This is a genomic window from Streptococcus parasanguinis (assembly GCF_032163505.1).
Lineage (GTDB): Bacteria > Bacillota > Bacilli > Lactobacillales > Streptococcaceae > Streptococcus > Streptococcus parasanguinis_V.
The window spans coordinates 875,215-892,368 of sequence record NZ_CP134147.1 but is presented as its reverse complement, the minus strand read 5'-3'; the positions used below and the strand labels follow the sequence as shown (position 1 = coordinate 892,368).

Sequence of the window (17,154 nt, the reverse complement as noted above, 5' to 3'; positions counted from 1 at the left end):
AATTTTCTCACTCTGATACTTACCCACCATAAAGCAAAAAGCCTTGCAATCAAGGCTTTCATTATCCCTTTCGTTCAAAGGTTTCTAAGCTTTTACGAGCAGAGCGACACACTCAGCGGTTCGCTATCTCCGTTCTGTCTGCGTGCTAGCACTTGTCAATCACGGACAGCTATCGCATGGGCGGAAGTAAATGCTAATCTTCGTCGTTTTACTCCTTGACTAGCAAACTTACCGCCTCAACATGATGCGTTTGTGGAAACAAATCCACCGGCTGGACTTTCTTTAATTCGTAGCCCAACTCTTGGTAGAGTTTGATATCACGCGCCATGGTGGCGACGTTACAGGAGATATAGGCGATACGGTCAGCTCCTGTTTGGGCGCTTGCTTTGATAAAGCTTTCGGTCAAGCCCTTGCGTGGCGGGTCAACTAGGATGGCGGTTGGTTGGATGCCTTCCTTGAGCCAATTCTTCATGGCATTTTCAGCTGTGTCACAGACATAGTGGGCATTGGTGATATTGTTTAATGCAGCATTCTTCTGGCTATTCTCTACCGCTTCTGGGATGACTTCGACCCCGTAGACTTCCTTGACATGCTTGGCAACTGATAGGCCAATGGTCCCGATTCCTGAGTAGGCATCAATCACCACATCATCTTCTCTTAACTCCGCAAAGTCAATGGCTGTCTGATAGAGCTTCTCTGCCATTTCGGTATTGACCTGATAAAAGGCTGGTCCAGAGATTTGGAAGCTATTGCCCAACATTTGATCCGTAATATAGTCTTGACCATAGAGAACCCGCCATTCTTTTCCAAAAATGGCATTGGTATTCTGATCATTAATATTTTGCATGACGGATTTGATGGCTGGGAATTGCTTGATCAACTGCTCGATCAACTGGTCCACACGGAACACCTTGGGACGAGTGGTGACCAAAATGACCATGATTTCTCCTGAATGATGTCCTCGACGAACCACAAGATTTCGAATTAAGCCAGATTGTTCCTGCTCATCATAAGGCTTGAGGTCAAAACGACGAATCAAATCCCTAAGTGCCAAGACCACTTGGTCAATGACGGGATCTTGGATATAAAAGTCTTCAATCGGCATCAAATCATGAGAGTTCTTCCGAAAGAAGCCTGTTTCGACCTGACCATTGACACGACGGACAGGAACCTGAGCCTTGTTGCGATACTGGACAGGATGGTCCATCCCCAAGGTCAGGGGTACTTCGATATCAGAGATTCCTGCCATCTTGTAGAGGCTATCCTTGACCTGTTTGGCCTTGAATTTCAGCTGCTCCGGATAAGCCAGGTGCCCCAAATCGGCAATGCCGCTTCGCAAGTAAGCTAGGTCTAGCTCTTCATTGCGGTGAGGTGATTTTTCCAAGTACTCCTCTACTTTTCCGTAGCCGATCTTCTTGTTGACCTTGAGCACGCGCATGCGGATGACTTCTCCTGGCAGGGCATTCTCCACAAAAAAGACCAGGCCATCGACCTTAGCCACTCCTGCTCCTTCGTGTGTCAAATCGACAATTTCAACCGTTACAATTTCATTTTTCTTTAACATCGTTTTCTATCTTTCTACAAATTAAAAGGGGTGGAGTCCAAAACTCCTATCCCCTTATTATATCATCTCAGTCCCATTTGGTACAATTTCTTTTTATAAGCATCGAAATCGACCAGCAGGCCTTGGCCACCGTACATATCGTAGGAATCGACCCAATCCCCATTTTCTGGGATGGTCACTCGTTCAATTCCTTTTCCAGCACTTCCGACTAGTCCAAGTCCATTGGTCAATAGGAAAGAGAAAGGAACATTGGTGGACGTCATAGCAAAGACTTTCCCTAGGGCTTCTGATCCCGTAAAGAGTTTGGTTGGATCCTTGATCTGATGCATGATAGCGGACATGACCTCTTGCTGGCGACGGGTCCGACCAAAGTCTCCTTCATCATCCTTACGGAAACGCGAGTAATTGAGAAGGGTCCGGCCATCCATCCGTTGTTTTCCAACCTTGATGGTTTGTTGCGGAACGACACCGTCTTTCATGTTCAAATCATCTGGTACTTCTACTTCACTGACCTTTTCGCCGTCAACCGTTGAAAACTGCGCATTCATCTCGACCCCATTTGGGAAGAGGGTATCGATCGCTGTCGCAAAGGTCTTGAAATCGACCATAGCGTAATATTGGATATCAATGTCAAAGTTGTCTTTGAGCATCTGACGCACCAATTCAGCCCCTTGGTTGTTATTTTGCTCCCCGATGGTGAAGGCAGTATTGAGCTTCTGGTCGTAGTAGCCATCATATTCAGGAATATTTTGCTGGCTGACACCATCGATATGGACCAATGTATCCCTCATGAAGCTGACCATCTTGATCTTGCCTTCTTTGTTATTGACATTGACTACCATGATGGAGTCTGTCCGGGTCTCATCTGATTTCTCACCGATCCGACCATCTGTCCCCAAGATCAGGATATTGACCCCATCTCTTGACTTCTTGCCGTTAAATTTCTCAACGACAGCCGGTTTGGCATCTGGACCTGTCGGCTTGCTGTTGAGGCCTTTTACAAACATGAAGACCATGCCACCGATAATGAGCAAGAAAAAGAGAGCAATCCACTTGAGAATCCGCTTGACGCGAATTTTTTTCCGTGGTTTCTTAGGTATATCGCTCGTCGCAGCAACTGCTTTCTTCTTAGACTTTTTGCTACGTGATTGGTAAACAGGGAGATCCCCAATCGGTTCAGCAATCTCTCCTTGCACTTCTTCTGTAGCGTCTACCTCAGGTTGAAGGGCTTCTGCTTCCTCATAAGCTCCTTGGCTCTTCTTGAGCAGGTAATTGTATTCTAGTTGTTCTCGTTCATTTAAATAATGAAAATTTGAGTATAAGTACTCTAATCGCTTTCGCTCGTGGTGAGATAGAAAGTTGGATTCGTTACTCATCTTTTCTCCATTCCGTTATCTTTTAAGGTATAGACCTGATACTGACCCAAGACTTTTGTCTGAATGCCCAAACTGTCTAATTCTTGATAGGCAAATTGCAGAAGATCAGGCGCTTCGTTTAGGAGGTCAATAATGAAAAAGTATTCTCCTAAAGCTGTTTTTAGGGGGCGACTTTCAATCTTGGTTAAATTGATCCCCCGCCAAGCAAAAGTAGACAAGCCCTTATAGAGGGCTCCTGCCAAGTTACTTGGTAAGGTCAAGGCCAAGCTAACTTTTTGAAGGGCTGGACTTAAAGTTTCTGAGATCGCTGGCTCTTTGGCCCCTAAAATCCAAAAACGTGTATAATTGTCCTCGATTTCTTGGATGTCTTTGGCCTGGACTTCCAAGCCGTATTCACTGGCTGCTGCCAGAGGGGCAATCGCTGCAATTTCCAAGTCTGGATGCTCTGCTACATAGCGAGCCGCATAGGCTGTTGAAGCCGTCATTTCCATAGCCGCATCTGGATAATGGGCTCTTAAAAAAGCCTTCCCTTGGGCCAAGGCCTGTGGATGCGAATAGACCGTTCGAATGGGCCGGTCTTTTTTAGCCACCAAGAGCTGTTGCTTGATGGGATAGACCACTTCTGCAACGGCCTGGATGGTCCCTTGGTGAAAGAGGTAATCAAGGGTCTCATGGACACTGCCTTCAATCGAGTTTTCAACTGGGACGACTGCAAAATCAATTTCTTGATTCTCATAAGCCTTGATGACATCTGTGATCGTCTGATAGGCGATGCGTTCAGAAGTTGGAAAGCTATGAGTGGCCACATCATGGGTAAAAGATCCCTTAGGACCAAGATAGCCTACAAGCATCGAATGATCTCCGCAATTTCTTCAGGTGTTTTGTCCTCGACATCCACAATATGGGTAGCAATCGCTTCATACAAAGGCAAACGACCATCAAAAATCTTCTTAAATTCTTCTTTTGTGTTGTTTAAAAAGAGGGGACGTTGCATAGCTTTGTCATTTTGAATTCGTCTGTACAAGGTTTCAAAATCTACCCGCAGATAAATGTTGTGAGGATTTTTTTCCAAGAGCGCACGGTTATGAGGATTGACCACAATCCCACCTCCGGGGGAAATGATGGCCACTTCATTTTCCAATAAACGCTCTAACATTTCAGCCTCGCGACGACGAAAGGCAGCTTCTCCTTCCACTGAGAAATAATCATTGATCGACATGCCGATCTCTTCAACAATTAATTCATCCATATCATGGAATTTTGGATCAAGAATGCGACCAACGGTCGTTTTACCTGTTCCCATAAAACCAAGTAAAATTTTAGCCATGCAGTAAGGTCTCCAAATCTTCAAAAAAACTAGGGTAACTGGTGTTGATGGCCTCTGCCCGATCCAACACCACATTTCCATCTCTCACCAATAAGGCAGCAATGGCAGCCATCATCCCAATCCGGTGATCTCCAAAGGTCTCTAAGTCAGCTCCATGTAGAGGAGTCGGTCCAGTGATGATCATGCCGTCTTCCGTTGGCACGACATTGGCTCCCATAGCATTGAGGCTATCTGCTACGACCTGGATGCGGTCCGTTTCTTTCACACGAAGCTCCTCAGCATCCGCAATCACGGTTTGACCATTTGCTTGTGTCGCTAGTAAGGCAATAATCGGCAATTCATCAATCAAGCGTGGAATCAACTCCCCATCAATCCGAATCCCTTTTAAGGACGAAGTCTTAACAGTGAGACTTGCAGAGACCGCTTTTTCATCGCGATCCTCCATGGTGAGATCTCCCCCCATTTCTTGAATCACTTCGAGAATCCCTGTCCGCGTTTGGTTGATGCCAACATTTTCAATCTTGATCACACTATCTGGAAGGATGAGGCCGGCCACTAACCAAAAGGCTGCACTGGAAATATCTCCAGGAACGATGACTTCTTGACCTTGGAACTCTTGTCCACCTTGGATGCGGATGGTTTTTCCATCCACCTGGATCTCTCCACCAAATTGGCGAATCATATCCTCCGTATGGTCACGCGTCTTTTCCTTCTCGATAATCGTCGATTCACCTTCAGCTTGTAGAGCGGCAAAAATGAGAGCAGACTTGACTTGAGCCGATGCCACTGGTAAACGGTAATGAATCGGTTGGAGCTGATGGGTGCCTTTTTCATGTAAAGGCGGGCAATCGCGCTCTCCCTGACCAGCAATCTCTACTCCCATCTGACGCAGTGGAATCGCGACACGATCCATGGGCCGTTTGGAAAGACTATCGTCTCCGACCATGGTCACTGCAAAATCCTGACCTGCTAGGACACCTGATATCAAACGAATAGAAGTCCCTGAATTGCCCATATCAAGGGGAGCTGACGGAGCTTGAAGGCCCTGAAAGCCTACTCCTTGAATCCGAATCACATCCCCGTCATCTTGGATGGAGACTCCTAAATCTCGAAACACCTGGATGGTAGAAAGCACATCTTCGCCTCGCAAGATATCATAGACCTTAGTTTCGCCCTTTGCAAGACTTCCAAAAATAATGGATCGGTGACTGATGGATTTGTCACCAGGGACTCGAATGGTTCCCTTTAGACCCTTGCTATTGGTTCTTAATTTCATTGCCATCTCCAGAGTGCTTTTCCACATATTCTATCATAAATAGGACATGAATTCAATTTTTGATCAAAAATTTGGAACAAAAAACGAATGTTTCCAAGCATTTTTTGAGCTTGTTTTCCTCTAGTGGCGAACGAAAATACCAGAGTCGAAATGACAACTCTGGTAGAAATTTCTACTTGTATAAATCTTGAATCGGCTCAAAGATGATCTTTTCAAGATCTGCAAGATAAATAGACAATTGCTGTTGTTTGGTGAAAAATTCATTCACAATCGGACTTGCTTGGATTTTTTCCATATAGTCTTTCATTTCTTGTTGCACAGCTTCTGTTGGAAGTTGACCGGATTGCATCAAGCCTTGCAGTTGATTTTGGAAAGCGACGTATTCGTCAAACAGCGTTTTCGCTTCTGGATTTGCTTCGATCGCTTGCTTGCTTTCTACGACAGCCTTGTATTCAGGAAGGTCTCGCAGGGTCCGAGAGAGTTCGTTTGCTACATCATAAATATTTGCCATTTTCTAGGCTCCTTTACTGATAAGATACTTCTATTATACTGCTTTTCCTTCAATATTCCTAAAATGAAGCAGGCATTTTGATGCAAATCCTTCTTAAGACCTAGCGAGCAAGGACGGTATAAGACGTCGCCTGGCTGATCAATTCTTGGGCCTGTTCCTGATCCTCTGCATTTTTAAAGGTCAGTTGCAAAATCCCGTGGATATCTTCCCGATTCTCTTCATTGATGTGAATATTAACCAAGGAAATCCCTTGTAGGAGTTGTAAGATTTCGAGGATCACACCTTCCTGATCGGGGACATCGATAAAGAGATCATAGGCACTATCGCGTCCAGCACGCTGATGGATTTGCATTTCTTTTCGGTGCTTCCGCCCTTCATGGAAAAAGGACCAAATAGCCTTCTCGTTATCTGCTTGAATGGTCTCAGCTACCTGATCCAATCGCTCTTTGAAATCTGCAATCCGCTCCAATATCGCTTGAGGGTTGGACAAGAGAATAGAAGTCCACATACCTGGCTCACTTTCCGCGATCCGTGTCATATCCCGAAAGCCACCAGCCGCAAAACGGCGAGTCATTTCATGCTCTTCCCCATAAGCTACAGCCTGCTCGACCAGAGTCGAGGCTAAAATATGAGGAAAATGGCTGATCTGGGAAGTCACCCGATCGTGTTCCTCGGCATCGATTTCAATAAATCGAGATCCCAATCCACTCAGAAGCTCTTTCAACTCTTCCATGGCACCTCCTGTCGTCAAGCTGGAAGGAGTAAAAATATAATAGGCATTTTCAAATAAGGTTGCATCTGCTGCTGCGGCACCTGTCTTATGACTACCAGCCATGGGGTGTCCTCCCACAAATCGTACGGCCTTGTCTGTAAACACTTTTTCAGCTTGTGCGACAATTTCTGCCTTGGTAGAGCCTGCATCTGTCACCAGTACCCGGTCTTTCAAATGCAAGCTAGCTAAGGTTTCTAAGTAAGACTTGGTTTGCTTGATGGGAAGGGCCAAAATAATGATATCTGCTAAAGGGGCAAAGGCTGCGAAATCATCCGTCACTTGATCCACCATTCCTCTTTCAAGGGCGATGGTTCGAGAGGCTTCACTACGATTGTACCCAAGAACAGTCACGTTTGGGTGGGCTCTCTTAATGCCTAGCGCAAGTGAAGCACCAATCAAGCCCAACCCTGCAATATAAACAACTTTCTTCTCCAAAGGAAAACTCTTTCTCTTAAAAATTCTTCGTAAAGTCCCGGTGCTTGGCAACGGCTTCTTTCAATTCTTCCAAGTTATCGGATGAGAATTTTTCAAGCACTTCTGTCGCAAGGACCGTTGCGACCACTGCTTCCATTACCACTCCTGCAGCAGGTAGAGCCGTTGGGTCGCTGCGCTCAACCGTCGCCTTATAGGGTTCATGGGTTTCAATATCCACACTCATCAAGGGTTTGTAGAGAGTCGGAATAGGCTTCATGACGCCACGAACCAGAATGGGCTCACCATTGGTCATGCCCCCTTCAAAACCACCAAGATTATTGGTGCGACGGGTATAACCGGTGTCTTGAGACCAGATGATTTCATCCATGACTTGACTACCTTTTAGGCGACCTGCGTCAAAACCAAGGCCTAACTCAACACCCTTAAAGGCATTGATAGAGACTACTCCTTGAGCGATTTTGGCATCCAATTTCTTGTCCCATTGTACATAGGAGCCTAGTCCAACAGGCACACCGCCAACCAAGGTTTCCACAATCCCCCCGATGGTATCGCCATCTTTTTTCACTTGGTCAATGTAGGCCTTAACAGCTTCTTCTTGTTCTGGCACAACGATCGAAACTTCCGACTTCGCTGCCTTTTCCTTGATTTCTGAAACGGTTAGATTCTCGGGAATTGCAATCTCGATTCCCCCAAAATTAACAATGTGGCTGGCTACTTCAACGCCAATTTCTTCTAAAATCCGTTTAGCAACTGCACCAACGGCTACACGCATGGTTGTCTCACGGGCAGAAGAACGCTCTAAGGAATTTCGAAGATCGTCAAAACGGTATTTGATCCCTCCGACTAGATCGGCATGACCAGGACGTGGCTTGGTGATCTTACGTAGATTCTTCTTTTTCTCTTCGACCGGTGCTACATTCATGATCTCCAGCCATTTTTGGTGATCCAGATTGGTCACGTTCAGCGTAATCGGACCTCCCATGGTCAAGCCATGACGGACCCCTGATGTGATCTCGACACGGTCACTCTCGATTTTCATCCGAGCACCGCGACCATAGCCACCTTGTCGACGTTTGAGCTCTTTATTAATATCCTCTTCAGATAAAGGAAGGCCTGCCGGAACTCCCTCGATGATGGCTGTTAGTCGAGGTCCATGGGACTCTCCTGCTGTTAAATATCTCATACAACCTTATTCCTTTCTTTTTAAAAAGTCCTTCATTTCTTGAAGAGGGATTTGATGAATCGCTGCTTGCCCTAACTCTGGAACAATCACCAATTTCAAGCTGGTCCCACGCGCTTTTTTGTCATGGGTCAAGGCTTGATAAAGGGCTTCTTTATCCCACTTCTCATAGTCCACCGGAAGGCCAAATTTCCGACACATTCCTTCGATTTTTTGAGTGATTCCCTTTGGCATCAAGCCCTTTTCTTCTGCAACTCGGGAGAGCTGCACCATGCCCATACTGACGGCTTCTCCATGCATGACCTGCCCATAACCAGCTGTCGCTTCAATGGCATGACCAATGGTATGACCAAAATTAAGATACAGTCGAATACCATTGTCCAACTCATCTGCCACCACATGGTCTCGCTTCACCAGGCAAGAATGAGAAATGATGCTCTCTGCATGCTCTAAAATACTCTGGACAGAACCATCCATGGCTTCTAATTCTTCCCAGAGTTCCGTATCTTGGATGAGGCCATACTTGATGACTTCGCCCATCCCCTCGATCAATTCACGTTGCCCTAAAGTGCTCAACACTTCAGGATCAATAAACACACCATCTGGTTGAGCAAAGGTCCCTACCATGTTTTTAGCAAGTGCTGTGTTGACTCCGGTCTTTCCCCCGATAGAGGAATCCACCTGTGCGGTCAAGCTAGTCGGAATCTGAACAAAGGAAATTCCCCGCATATAGGTCGAGGCAGCAAAACCAGCCAAATCACCAACTACGCCACCCCCAAGAGCAACGATTCCATCACTGCGCGTCATGCCCTGGGTAGCTAGAAAGTCATAGACTTTTGAAACAGTGGTTAGATTCTTACTGGCTTCTCCTTGAAGAAACTCAAAGCGCACCACTTGAAAACCAGCTTTCTCAAGGCTCTTCTCTACGATAGAGGCATATAGCTTAGCCACGCGGTTATCGGAAATAATGGCGACTTTTTTATCGCCCCAAAGAGTGCGCAACCAGTCTCCAACCTGGTTGAGACCACCTCTTTCAATCACAATCTCATAGGAATGTCCTGGAATAGGTACCGATACGTTCATAGGAATCTCCTTCACGTTTTTCTTTGATTCTATCTTATCATGAAATAGGACACATGTCTCAATCAAAATGAAAAAGAGACTAGAGCAAGACTGTTTTTTTTTAAATCAGGTCTTGTTCTAATCTCATAAAGCTTTTTCAATAGGAAAAGGTAAACCCCTCTCTTAGTCACATACAAATTGGCGATATTCTGTTGTCAATGCTTCCCATACAGACTCTGTAGGAAATACTTTCCCAGTCATTAATTCAAAGGCTGCTTCAGCTTGATAAAAGAGCATTCCCAGCCCATTTACCCTCTGGTTTCCTTGATTCACTGCTAATTGCAGAAAGGGGGGCACTGCCGGATAGTAAGCCATCTCTACGATTAAGGCCTGTGGGGGAAAGGTCAAGTGACTCGCTATCGGAAGAGACTGACCATCCATCCCAACACCAGTCGCATTTAAGATGAGATCGGCTTGATTAAAGGAGCTTTGAACGTCTTCATCTTTCTCAATCGCATACAATTCTATCAAGAAATCAAAGCCTTCTTCAATCAACTGAACTATTGAACGATAATGAACCAATCTTTCCTCTCTCACAAAGACAAGGATACGTTTTACACCTAGATGAATCGCCTGTGCAATAATCGCTAAAGCTGCACCACCTGCACCTAAGAGAACCATTGTTTTTCCCTTAATAGAGAAAGCAGGAGGTAAACTACGAAAGAAACCAATCCCATCCGTATTATAGCCTTTAAGTTTACCATCGCGGTGAACGATAGTATTGACAGAACCGATCTTTCGGGCCATCTCATCCACTTCATCTAAGTAAGGAAAGACCTTCTGCTTGTAGGGCATGGAGATATTGGCCCCAATCATATCCAACTTACGAATTTGGCTGATGGTGCTTTCTAAGTCTTCTTCAGCAATATCCCAAGCTAGATAAGCAGCATTGGTCGCTGTTAATTCATAGGCTAGATTATGAATGAAAGGAGAGATACTATGACGAATGGGATGGGCAATGACAGCTGCCATCCGAGTATATCCGTCAATCTTCATTTAATAACTCCCGAATTCTTCTCATATTTTCAAGAGGAATTTGACCTGGGGCACTTTCATCTCCAACTCTAGCATAAGACCAGGAAGAACCTGTCAAATCAGCTGTCAAGCGCGAAATCTTCCCGACCTTGCCCATGGAAATCGTTACATATTCTTGCTCAGGGTTCAGTGTCTTGAAACCACGCGTATAATTCATCAAGTCAAGAACATCTTGTTCATTGTGGGCCATGACAGATACTTTGACTAATTTTGGAGAAAAGCTGGTCAATTCCGATAAGATCTCCATCATATTTTCCGGAGTTTCTTGGAAGTTATGGTAGCTGAGAACAAGATTTGAAAATTCCAACATCTCTTCAAAGACTTCACGGTGACTATAATACTCGAAATCGATATAATCCGGATGATAGATGGATTGAATATCTTTCAGGATTCCAACATATTCCTCGTTGGTCAGCTCCATCTCTCCCCCTTCAGCTCGAGTCCGCAAGGTGAATAAAATCTCGCGTCCAGCAAATTTTTCAAAAACTGCAGGAGCAACAGTTAAGATCTCGCTTTTTTCTAAAAAGTCCGCACGCCACTCAATAACATCTGCATCCTCGTAACGCGAACTATCTAGTTGTTGCGCCTCTTCTAAGGAGCGAGGCATAATCGAAACAACTAACTTCATACATCCACCCTAATCGTAAATACTTTCAAGTAATTACTACTTTCTTCTTTCTTGTTCCATCGAAAATCTCCCGGAAGTCCGTATTCCGCTAGATAGCGATGCTTACGGCCTTGAAATCCCTTTTCGATTTGTTTTTTAAATTTTTCTTTGGTCACATTTGCCGCATTGGTACTGAGAATCAAGGTCCCACCTGGATTTAAAATCTCAAGGGCCTCGCTGACCAACCGATGGTAATCTTTAGCGACTGAAAATGTCCGTTTTTTATTCCGCGCAAAGCTAGGCGGATCGAGCACGATCACATCATAGCTTAAGTCATGGCGTTTGGCATATTTGTAATAGTCAAAGACATCCATCACGACAAAACGATGAGCATCCAGCGCCAAGCCATTTGCCACAAAATGCGCTTCTGATAGTTCTCTACTTCTCTTAGCCAGATCGACCGATGTTGTCTCAACTGCTCCACCCATTGCCGCAGCCACAGAGAAGGCCGCCGTATAGGAGAACATATTGAGCAAGGACTTGCCAGCTGCTAAGCCCTCTACCAAGCCACCTCGAACTTCATGCTGATCCAAAAAAATCCCCGTCATCAAGCCATCATTGAGAAAGACTTGGTAAGAGACCCCATTTTCAAGAATCAAAAATTCTTGCGGAGCTTCTTCTCCATAGACATGAGCCGATTCATAGTCCAAGCCTTTAAAGCGAATCTTTTCATAGCCACCTCGGACTTCTGGAAAAGCTTCTTGAAAGGCCGCTAGAATGGTTTCCTTGATCTGAAATACGAAGGGATTGTACCAAGAAAAGACAACAAACTCACCATACAAGTCAACCGTGAAGCCACCAAAACCATCTCCCTCTTGGTTAAAAAGACGAAAGGCTGTCGTCGTTTCATCCGCATAATAAGAACGACGGTATTGCTTGGCTTTGATGAAAAGCTTTTTAAAAAAGTCTTGATCAAAAGCGACCAACTCTTGCGAAACAAACCATCCAATCCCTTTATTTTGTTCAGATAAGTATCCGACCCCGAGGGATTGTCCATCTCCTGAAAGCAATTGAACCGCTTGATCCAAAGCAGGAAGTGAGTCAAAATCTTGCTTTTCAAGAAGGGATTGTCCTTGTTTGATTTTTGTTGCGACTTGGCGACTGACTGTGAGTTTTTTCATACCCTCTATTATAGCAAAAGTCTACAGTTTTCACAAAGGGAGGCTTTATTTACTGGAACTTTTTTTACCATTTTATCCTAGCTCTCATCATTTAGCTTCAAATGATATAAAATGCCGGATCTTTCCTATTTCTTTCCTCTCCTTTACAGTCATTTTTTTCTTTCTCCATAAAATTGTGGTATACTTGTATATGAAAATTTTTAGGAAATAAGACAAGGAAGTAACATTTTGTGAAAAAAATTACGAATTCGATACTCAATTTCATGAGTACCAGACTAGGATTTGTCTTGACCCTTCTGTTGCTCTACTGGTTCAAAACCATGTGGGCCTATTCAGTTGATTTTAATTTAGACATTCAGGGACCGTATCAGATTTTTCTAGCAGTGATCAACCCATTGCCGATCAGTCTGCTCTTCATTGGTCTTGCACTTTATATCAAACGAACCAAGCTCTTTTATAGTTTGGCCTTTGGGATCTACCTTCTCTTATTTATTTGGTTGATTTCCAACTCCATCTATTATCGAGAGTTTACAGACTTCGTAACGGTCAATACCATGTTGGCTTCCAGCAAGGTTTCTGCCGGTCTCGGAGCTGCTGCTTTAGAATTGTTCCGACCTTGGGATGTGATCTACATTCTAGATTTCCCTATTCTAGCTTTCTTCTTCTTTAAGAAATGGATTCGAATGGACAATCGTCCCTTCAATAAACGAGCTAGTTTTGCGGTTACCTCTTTATCGGCTATGCTCTTTTCGGCCAACCTTTTCCTTGCAGAAATTGACCGACCTGAGCTCTTGACTCGTGGGTTCTCAAACTACTATGTCGTTCGTGCCCTAGGCTTACCAGCCTTTCTGGGGTATAGCGCTAATCAGACCTATGCTGCCAACAAAGAACGTTCCAAAGCCTCCGAAGCAGATTTAAAACCGGTGGAAGAATATATCCAACAGCATTATGCCAAACCTAATCCTGAGTACTTTGGAATGGCCAAAGGCCGTAATGTCATCTACATTCACCTGGAAAGTTTCCAACAATTCTTGATCGATTACAAGTTGAAAGTAGACGATAAAGAATATGAAGTGACACCTTTCTTAAACTCACTTTACCACTCGAAAGAAACCTTTGCCTTTTCAAACGTCTTTAACCAAGTCAAGGCAGGGAAAACGTCCGATGCTGAGACCATGATTGAAACAGGCCTCTTCGGACTCAACCAAGGTTCCTTTATGGTGAACTATGGTGGAACCAATACCCAACAGGCTGCACCATTTATTCTTTCAAAAAATGGTTACAACTCGAGCGCTGTTTTCCACGGGAATGCTGGAAGTTTCTGGAACCGAAATACCGCCTATAAACAATGGGGCTACAATTACTTCTTTGATGCCAGCTACTTCACCAAACAAAACAGCAGCAATTCCTTCCAGTATGGTCTTAATGACAAATACATGCTCAAGGATTCCATCAAATACCTAGAAAGATTGCAACAACCTTTCTATACGAAGTTCATTACGGTTTCCAACCACTATCCTTATACGACCAGCTTGTCAGGAGATGATCTTGGCTTCCCTCTAGCTAAGACTCAGGACGAAACCATAAATGGCTATTTTGCGACCGCTAACTACCTAGATTCTTCGATCAAGGCCTTCTTTGATTACCTAAAAGAATCTGGTCTTTACAAAAATTCCATCATCGTTCTCTATGGGGACCACTACGGAATTTCAAACTCCCGCAACCCAGCTCTTGCCCCTCTACTTGGTAAGAACTCTGAAACGTGGTCAAGCTATGACAATGCCATGTTGCAACGCGTTCCTTATATGGTAGTTATTCCAGGTATGGATAAGGGTGGCATCATTGATACCTATGGTGGCGAAATCGATATGCTCCCAACCTTGGAACATTTGCTAGGCATTGAATCCAACAAATTCCTCCAAGTTGGTCAAGATATGCTCTCACCAGAACATGATCAAATCGTCGCCTTCCGCTCCGCTAACTACTTTGTAACTCCAGAGTATACAAGCTATAGTGGCCGGACCTATTACACCAAAACAGGTGAGGAAATCACCAACCCAGACGAAAAAACCAAGGAAGAACTGGACAAGATCAGGGAAGCTGCTAACCTGCAATTGAAGATTAGCGATAGCATCCAGACCGGTGATCTCCTTCGCTTCTTCAAGGGCAATGATCTTGGAAAAGTCAATCCAGAAGATTATTCCTACACCAATTCCTTCAAGGCATTGAAGAAGATTGAAAAGGAAAAAGGTGACAAATCAACCAGCCTTTATAACCAACGTGGCAACCAGTCTACCGTTGATCTCTTCAAGGCACCAACTTATAAAGAATTGCACCCAGAAGACGATAGTTCTTCCTCAACAGAGACCAGTAGCAGTTCTTCTAAATAAAGAGAATCCCTGAGTTTTCAAACTCAGGGATTTTGTGATTTCTTTAAAAAGAACTTAATCTAGGACTTCAAAAACAGAAGCTGTTAAATTCTCCACGTAGAATGGTCGTTTATGACGACTATTCCCAACCATCAATGTCAATTTATTTGAATTTTGGAGGTAATATGGAAGCCCGCTGACGTTGAAGATGACCAAGTACTTCTTGTCTCCTGTTAGTTCATAGATGACAAGACCGCTGGTATCAGTTGCAGATTGGATAAAGACTTGTTGATAGATTTTATCATAGCTTTCAAGCTCTAAGACAGGAAGACTTGTCTTCAAATTGATCAAGCTTCGGATATAGGCAATTGATTCCTTGTTTTGACTGACCAGATCCCAATTGACCTGATTCACAAAATCTGGAGCATTGTAGGAATTCATGGCCCGTTCACGATCCAAAGGGGTGATCTCACCATCAGGACCTGTCGCTACCAATTTAGTCCTCATGAACTCTTGACCCAATTGCATAAAGGTCATGCCCTGGAAGAGTAGATTCATGGCTGTAGCAAACTCTGAGCGCTTGACCAAGCCTGCTACTTCTTCATTCGGATGAAGGGTCTGAAGCAAGTCATAAAGATTATAATTATCGTGAGCTTCCACATAATTCAAGACCTGATTGGGACTTAAATAATTGCCAAGCTCCGCACTACCTAAAGCAGCACGTGCAACGATATTCTCCGTCGATTTTCGACTGACGAAGCCACGTTTGATGGAACCATAAACCTCAGCCCCTTTAATGGCATCGCGCTCCGTATCATTAAAGAAACCAATTCGAGGCAATTGCGCTGCATTGTCTTTCTTAGCCTTGTCTTCTGGTGCGAGACCTGTCCCCATGTCCCAGCCTTCTCCGTAAAGAAGAATGCGAGGATCTAGAGCATCCATAGCCTCCCGAATAGCATTCATCGTCCTTACATCATGAATGCCCATCAAATCAAAGCGGAAGCCATCGATCTGGTACTCCTTGACCCAGTGTGTGAGGGAATCAATCATGTACTTGCGGTACATTTCATGCTCACTAGCTGTTTCATTACCGACACCTGTCCCATTTTGGAAGCGACCATCTGGCTCCATCCGGTAATAATAATCGGGTACTGTATTTTGGAAAGGACCATGCTCGGTCGAGTAGATATGATTGTAGACCACATCCATGACCACAGAAATTCCTGCCTCATGATAAGCCCGGATCATGGTTTTGAGCTCTTTCACGGTTTGTTTCGGATTGGATGGATCCGTCGAAAAACTCGTTTCTGGTGCGGAATAATTTTGAACATCGTAACCCCAATTGTAGGTCACACGGCCTTCTTCGTCGTACTGTTTAAAGCGATCAGAAATGGGCTGCAGTTGCACGACATTGACTCCTAACTGACGGATATAATCAAAGGCAGTTGCATCACCATGGCTATTGACGGTTCCTTCTTGGCAAGCGCCCAGATAGGTTCCACGCAAAGACTCGTCCACACCTGAAGTCGGTGATTTGGTCAAATCTCGAAGGTGCATCTCATAAATCACTGCTTGACAAGGATTGTCCAAGCGCCAAGGAGTCGCATCGGCTCCTTTTTTAGGACCCCAATCAAACTGACGATCTGCTCTTGAAAGAATGGCAGTGCGCATCCCGTCCGCTGTCGTTGCAATGCTATAAGGATCGCTCGTCACTTGAGTATGGTGTTCAAAATTCACACGATATTGATAAGCCATGCCACTTAAATTTCCTAGAAAATCTAAAATCCAAACACCATGGGTATTTTCTGGGTGGTAGCTAGACTCTTGTTTGCCACGCATCATCGGAATAGTTTTCCAAATAGGCGCATCCAATTCTGTTGATTGATAGAGTAACAATTCAACTTTCTTAGCAGTAGGAGCCCACAGTTTAAAGCAATGCTCTCCTTCTTCCTCCCGATGACCGAGCCATCCTTGATATGCCCACTTGGCATCAAACTCTCGAGGGCGCATCGCCATATCGTAGGCATGAGGCTGACGATGGCTGTATGCATGACTCGTCAAAGCAGCTTGCAAAGAATAATAGACTGTATCGTCTCCATCAAGAATCCACACTTCTCGAACATGCCCTTCTGGTAAGAGTTCGATTTCAAAGTCCCGGGTCTTAGTGAGCCAATCCCCTTCTTTAACTAGGACATGGCCCCGGTTCAAGGCATCCTTACTCTCGTATACCAGATTTCCCTCCACTCCAAAATAATCCAACTTGGAGAAAGAGACTGATTTTCCTTCTACTTGATCCTGCCATTGCCACATATCATAGGCAAAATAATTTCCTTTTTGCTTATGAAAATGAAGCTTTACATGGTATTGTCGCATAACATTTTCCTATTTCCAATTTAATA

14 protein-coding genes are annotated in these 17,154 nt (G+C 44.5%); 1 reads left to right on the top strand and 13 read right to left on the bottom strand.

Going from position 1 to position 17,154, the window contains the following annotated elements:
• Nucleotides 1-208 precede the first annotated feature (208 nt).
• From rlmD to RIN70_RS04500, 12 genes are all read right to left on the bottom strand, one after another.
• Nucleotides 209-1,564 carry a 23S rRNA (uracil(1939)-C(5))-methyltransferase RlmD gene (gene rlmD, locus RIN70_RS04555; RefSeq protein WP_129824163.1) on the bottom strand — a complete coding sequence of 452 codons (1,356 nt, stop codon included), beginning with the start codon at nt 1,562-1,564 and terminating at the stop codon, nt 209-211.
• Nucleotides 1,565-1,626: 62 nt separating this feature from the next.
• Nucleotides 1,627-2,940 (bottom strand): LCP family protein, encoded by a 1,314-nt coding sequence (locus RIN70_RS04550; protein WP_045759339.1) that lies wholly within the window; start codon nt 2,938-2,940, stop codon nt 1,627-1,629.
• On the bottom strand, nt 2,937-3,791 hold the full coding sequence (gene pheA / locus RIN70_RS04545) for a prephenate dehydratase (RefSeq protein WP_070595228.1): 855 nt from the start codon (nt 3,789-3,791) through the stop codon (nt 2,937-2,939). Before pheA ends, RIN70_RS04550 begins: the two co-directional genes overlap by 4 nt.
• Nucleotides 3,782-4,267, bottom strand: a complete 486-nt coding sequence (locus tag RIN70_RS04540) for a shikimate kinase (protein ID WP_070595227.1) — start codon at nt 4,265-4,267, stop codon at nt 3,782-3,784. The genes pheA and RIN70_RS04540 overlap by 10 nt, the downstream gene beginning before the upstream one ends.
• Nucleotides 4,260-5,543, bottom strand: coding sequence for a 3-phosphoshikimate 1-carboxyvinyltransferase (gene aroA, locus RIN70_RS04535; protein WP_070595225.1), 1,284 nt, complete (start codon nt 5,541-5,543; stop codon nt 4,260-4,262). Before aroA ends, RIN70_RS04540 begins: the two co-directional genes overlap by 8 nt.
• A gap of 172 nt (nt 5,544-5,715) precedes the next feature.
• The gene (locus tag RIN70_RS04530; protein ID WP_003014453.1) at nt 5,716-6,054 is read right to left on the bottom strand and encodes a YlbF/YmcA family competence regulator; all 339 of its coding nucleotides are present in this window, start codon (nt 6,052-6,054) and stop codon (nt 5,716-5,718) included.
• Nucleotides 6,055-6,154: 100 nt separating this feature from the next.
• The gene (locus RIN70_RS04525) at nt 6,155-7,261 is read right to left on the bottom strand and encodes a prephenate dehydrogenase (RefSeq protein ID WP_070595223.1); all 1,107 of its coding nucleotides are present in this window, start codon (nt 7,259-7,261) and stop codon (nt 6,155-6,157) included.
• A 16-nt stretch (nt 7,262-7,277) separates the two neighbouring features.
• On the bottom strand, nt 7,278-8,444 hold the full coding sequence (aroC, locus tag RIN70_RS04520; protein ID WP_272143634.1) for a chorismate synthase: 1,167 nt from the start codon (nt 8,442-8,444) through the stop codon (nt 7,278-7,280).
• Nucleotides 8,445-8,450: 6 nt separating this feature from the next.
• Nucleotides 8,451-9,524, bottom strand: a complete 1,074-nt coding sequence (aroB, locus tag RIN70_RS04515; RefSeq protein WP_003014392.1) for a 3-dehydroquinate synthase — start codon at nt 9,522-9,524, stop codon at nt 8,451-8,453.
• A 162-nt stretch (nt 9,525-9,686) separates the two neighbouring features.
• Nucleotides 9,687-10,559 (bottom strand): shikimate dehydrogenase, encoded by an 873-nt coding sequence (gene aroE, locus RIN70_RS04510; RefSeq protein WP_003014367.1) that lies wholly within the window; start codon nt 10,557-10,559, stop codon nt 9,687-9,689.
• The gene (gene aroD / locus RIN70_RS04505; RefSeq protein WP_003014374.1) at nt 10,549-11,226 is read right to left on the bottom strand and encodes a type I 3-dehydroquinate dehydratase; all 678 of its coding nucleotides are present in this window, start codon (nt 11,224-11,226) and stop codon (nt 10,549-10,551) included. The genes aroE and aroD overlap by 11 nt, the downstream gene beginning before the upstream one ends.
• A complete protein-coding gene (locus RIN70_RS04500) occupies nt 11,223-12,386 on the bottom strand; it encodes a class I SAM-dependent rRNA methyltransferase (protein WP_061590959.1) in 1,164 nt (387 codons plus the stop codon). The genes aroD and RIN70_RS04500 overlap by 4 nt, the downstream gene beginning before the upstream one ends.
• Nucleotides 12,387-12,616: 230 nt before the next feature.
• Here RIN70_RS04500 and RIN70_RS04495 point away from each other — a divergent pair, with 230 nt between their 5' ends.
• On the top strand, nt 12,617-14,776 hold the full coding sequence (locus tag RIN70_RS04495) for an LTA synthase family protein (protein ID WP_049497311.1): 2,160 nt from the start codon (nt 12,617-12,619) through the stop codon (nt 14,774-14,776).
• 54 nt (nt 14,777-14,830) lie between these two features.
• Here RIN70_RS04495 and pulA read toward each other — a convergent pair whose 3' ends face one another.
• Nucleotides 14,831-17,128 (bottom strand): type I pullulanase, encoded by a 2,298-nt coding sequence (pulA, locus tag RIN70_RS04490; protein WP_254727734.1) that lies wholly within the window; start codon nt 17,126-17,128, stop codon nt 14,831-14,833.
• Nucleotides 17,129-17,154 lie beyond the last annotated feature (26 nt).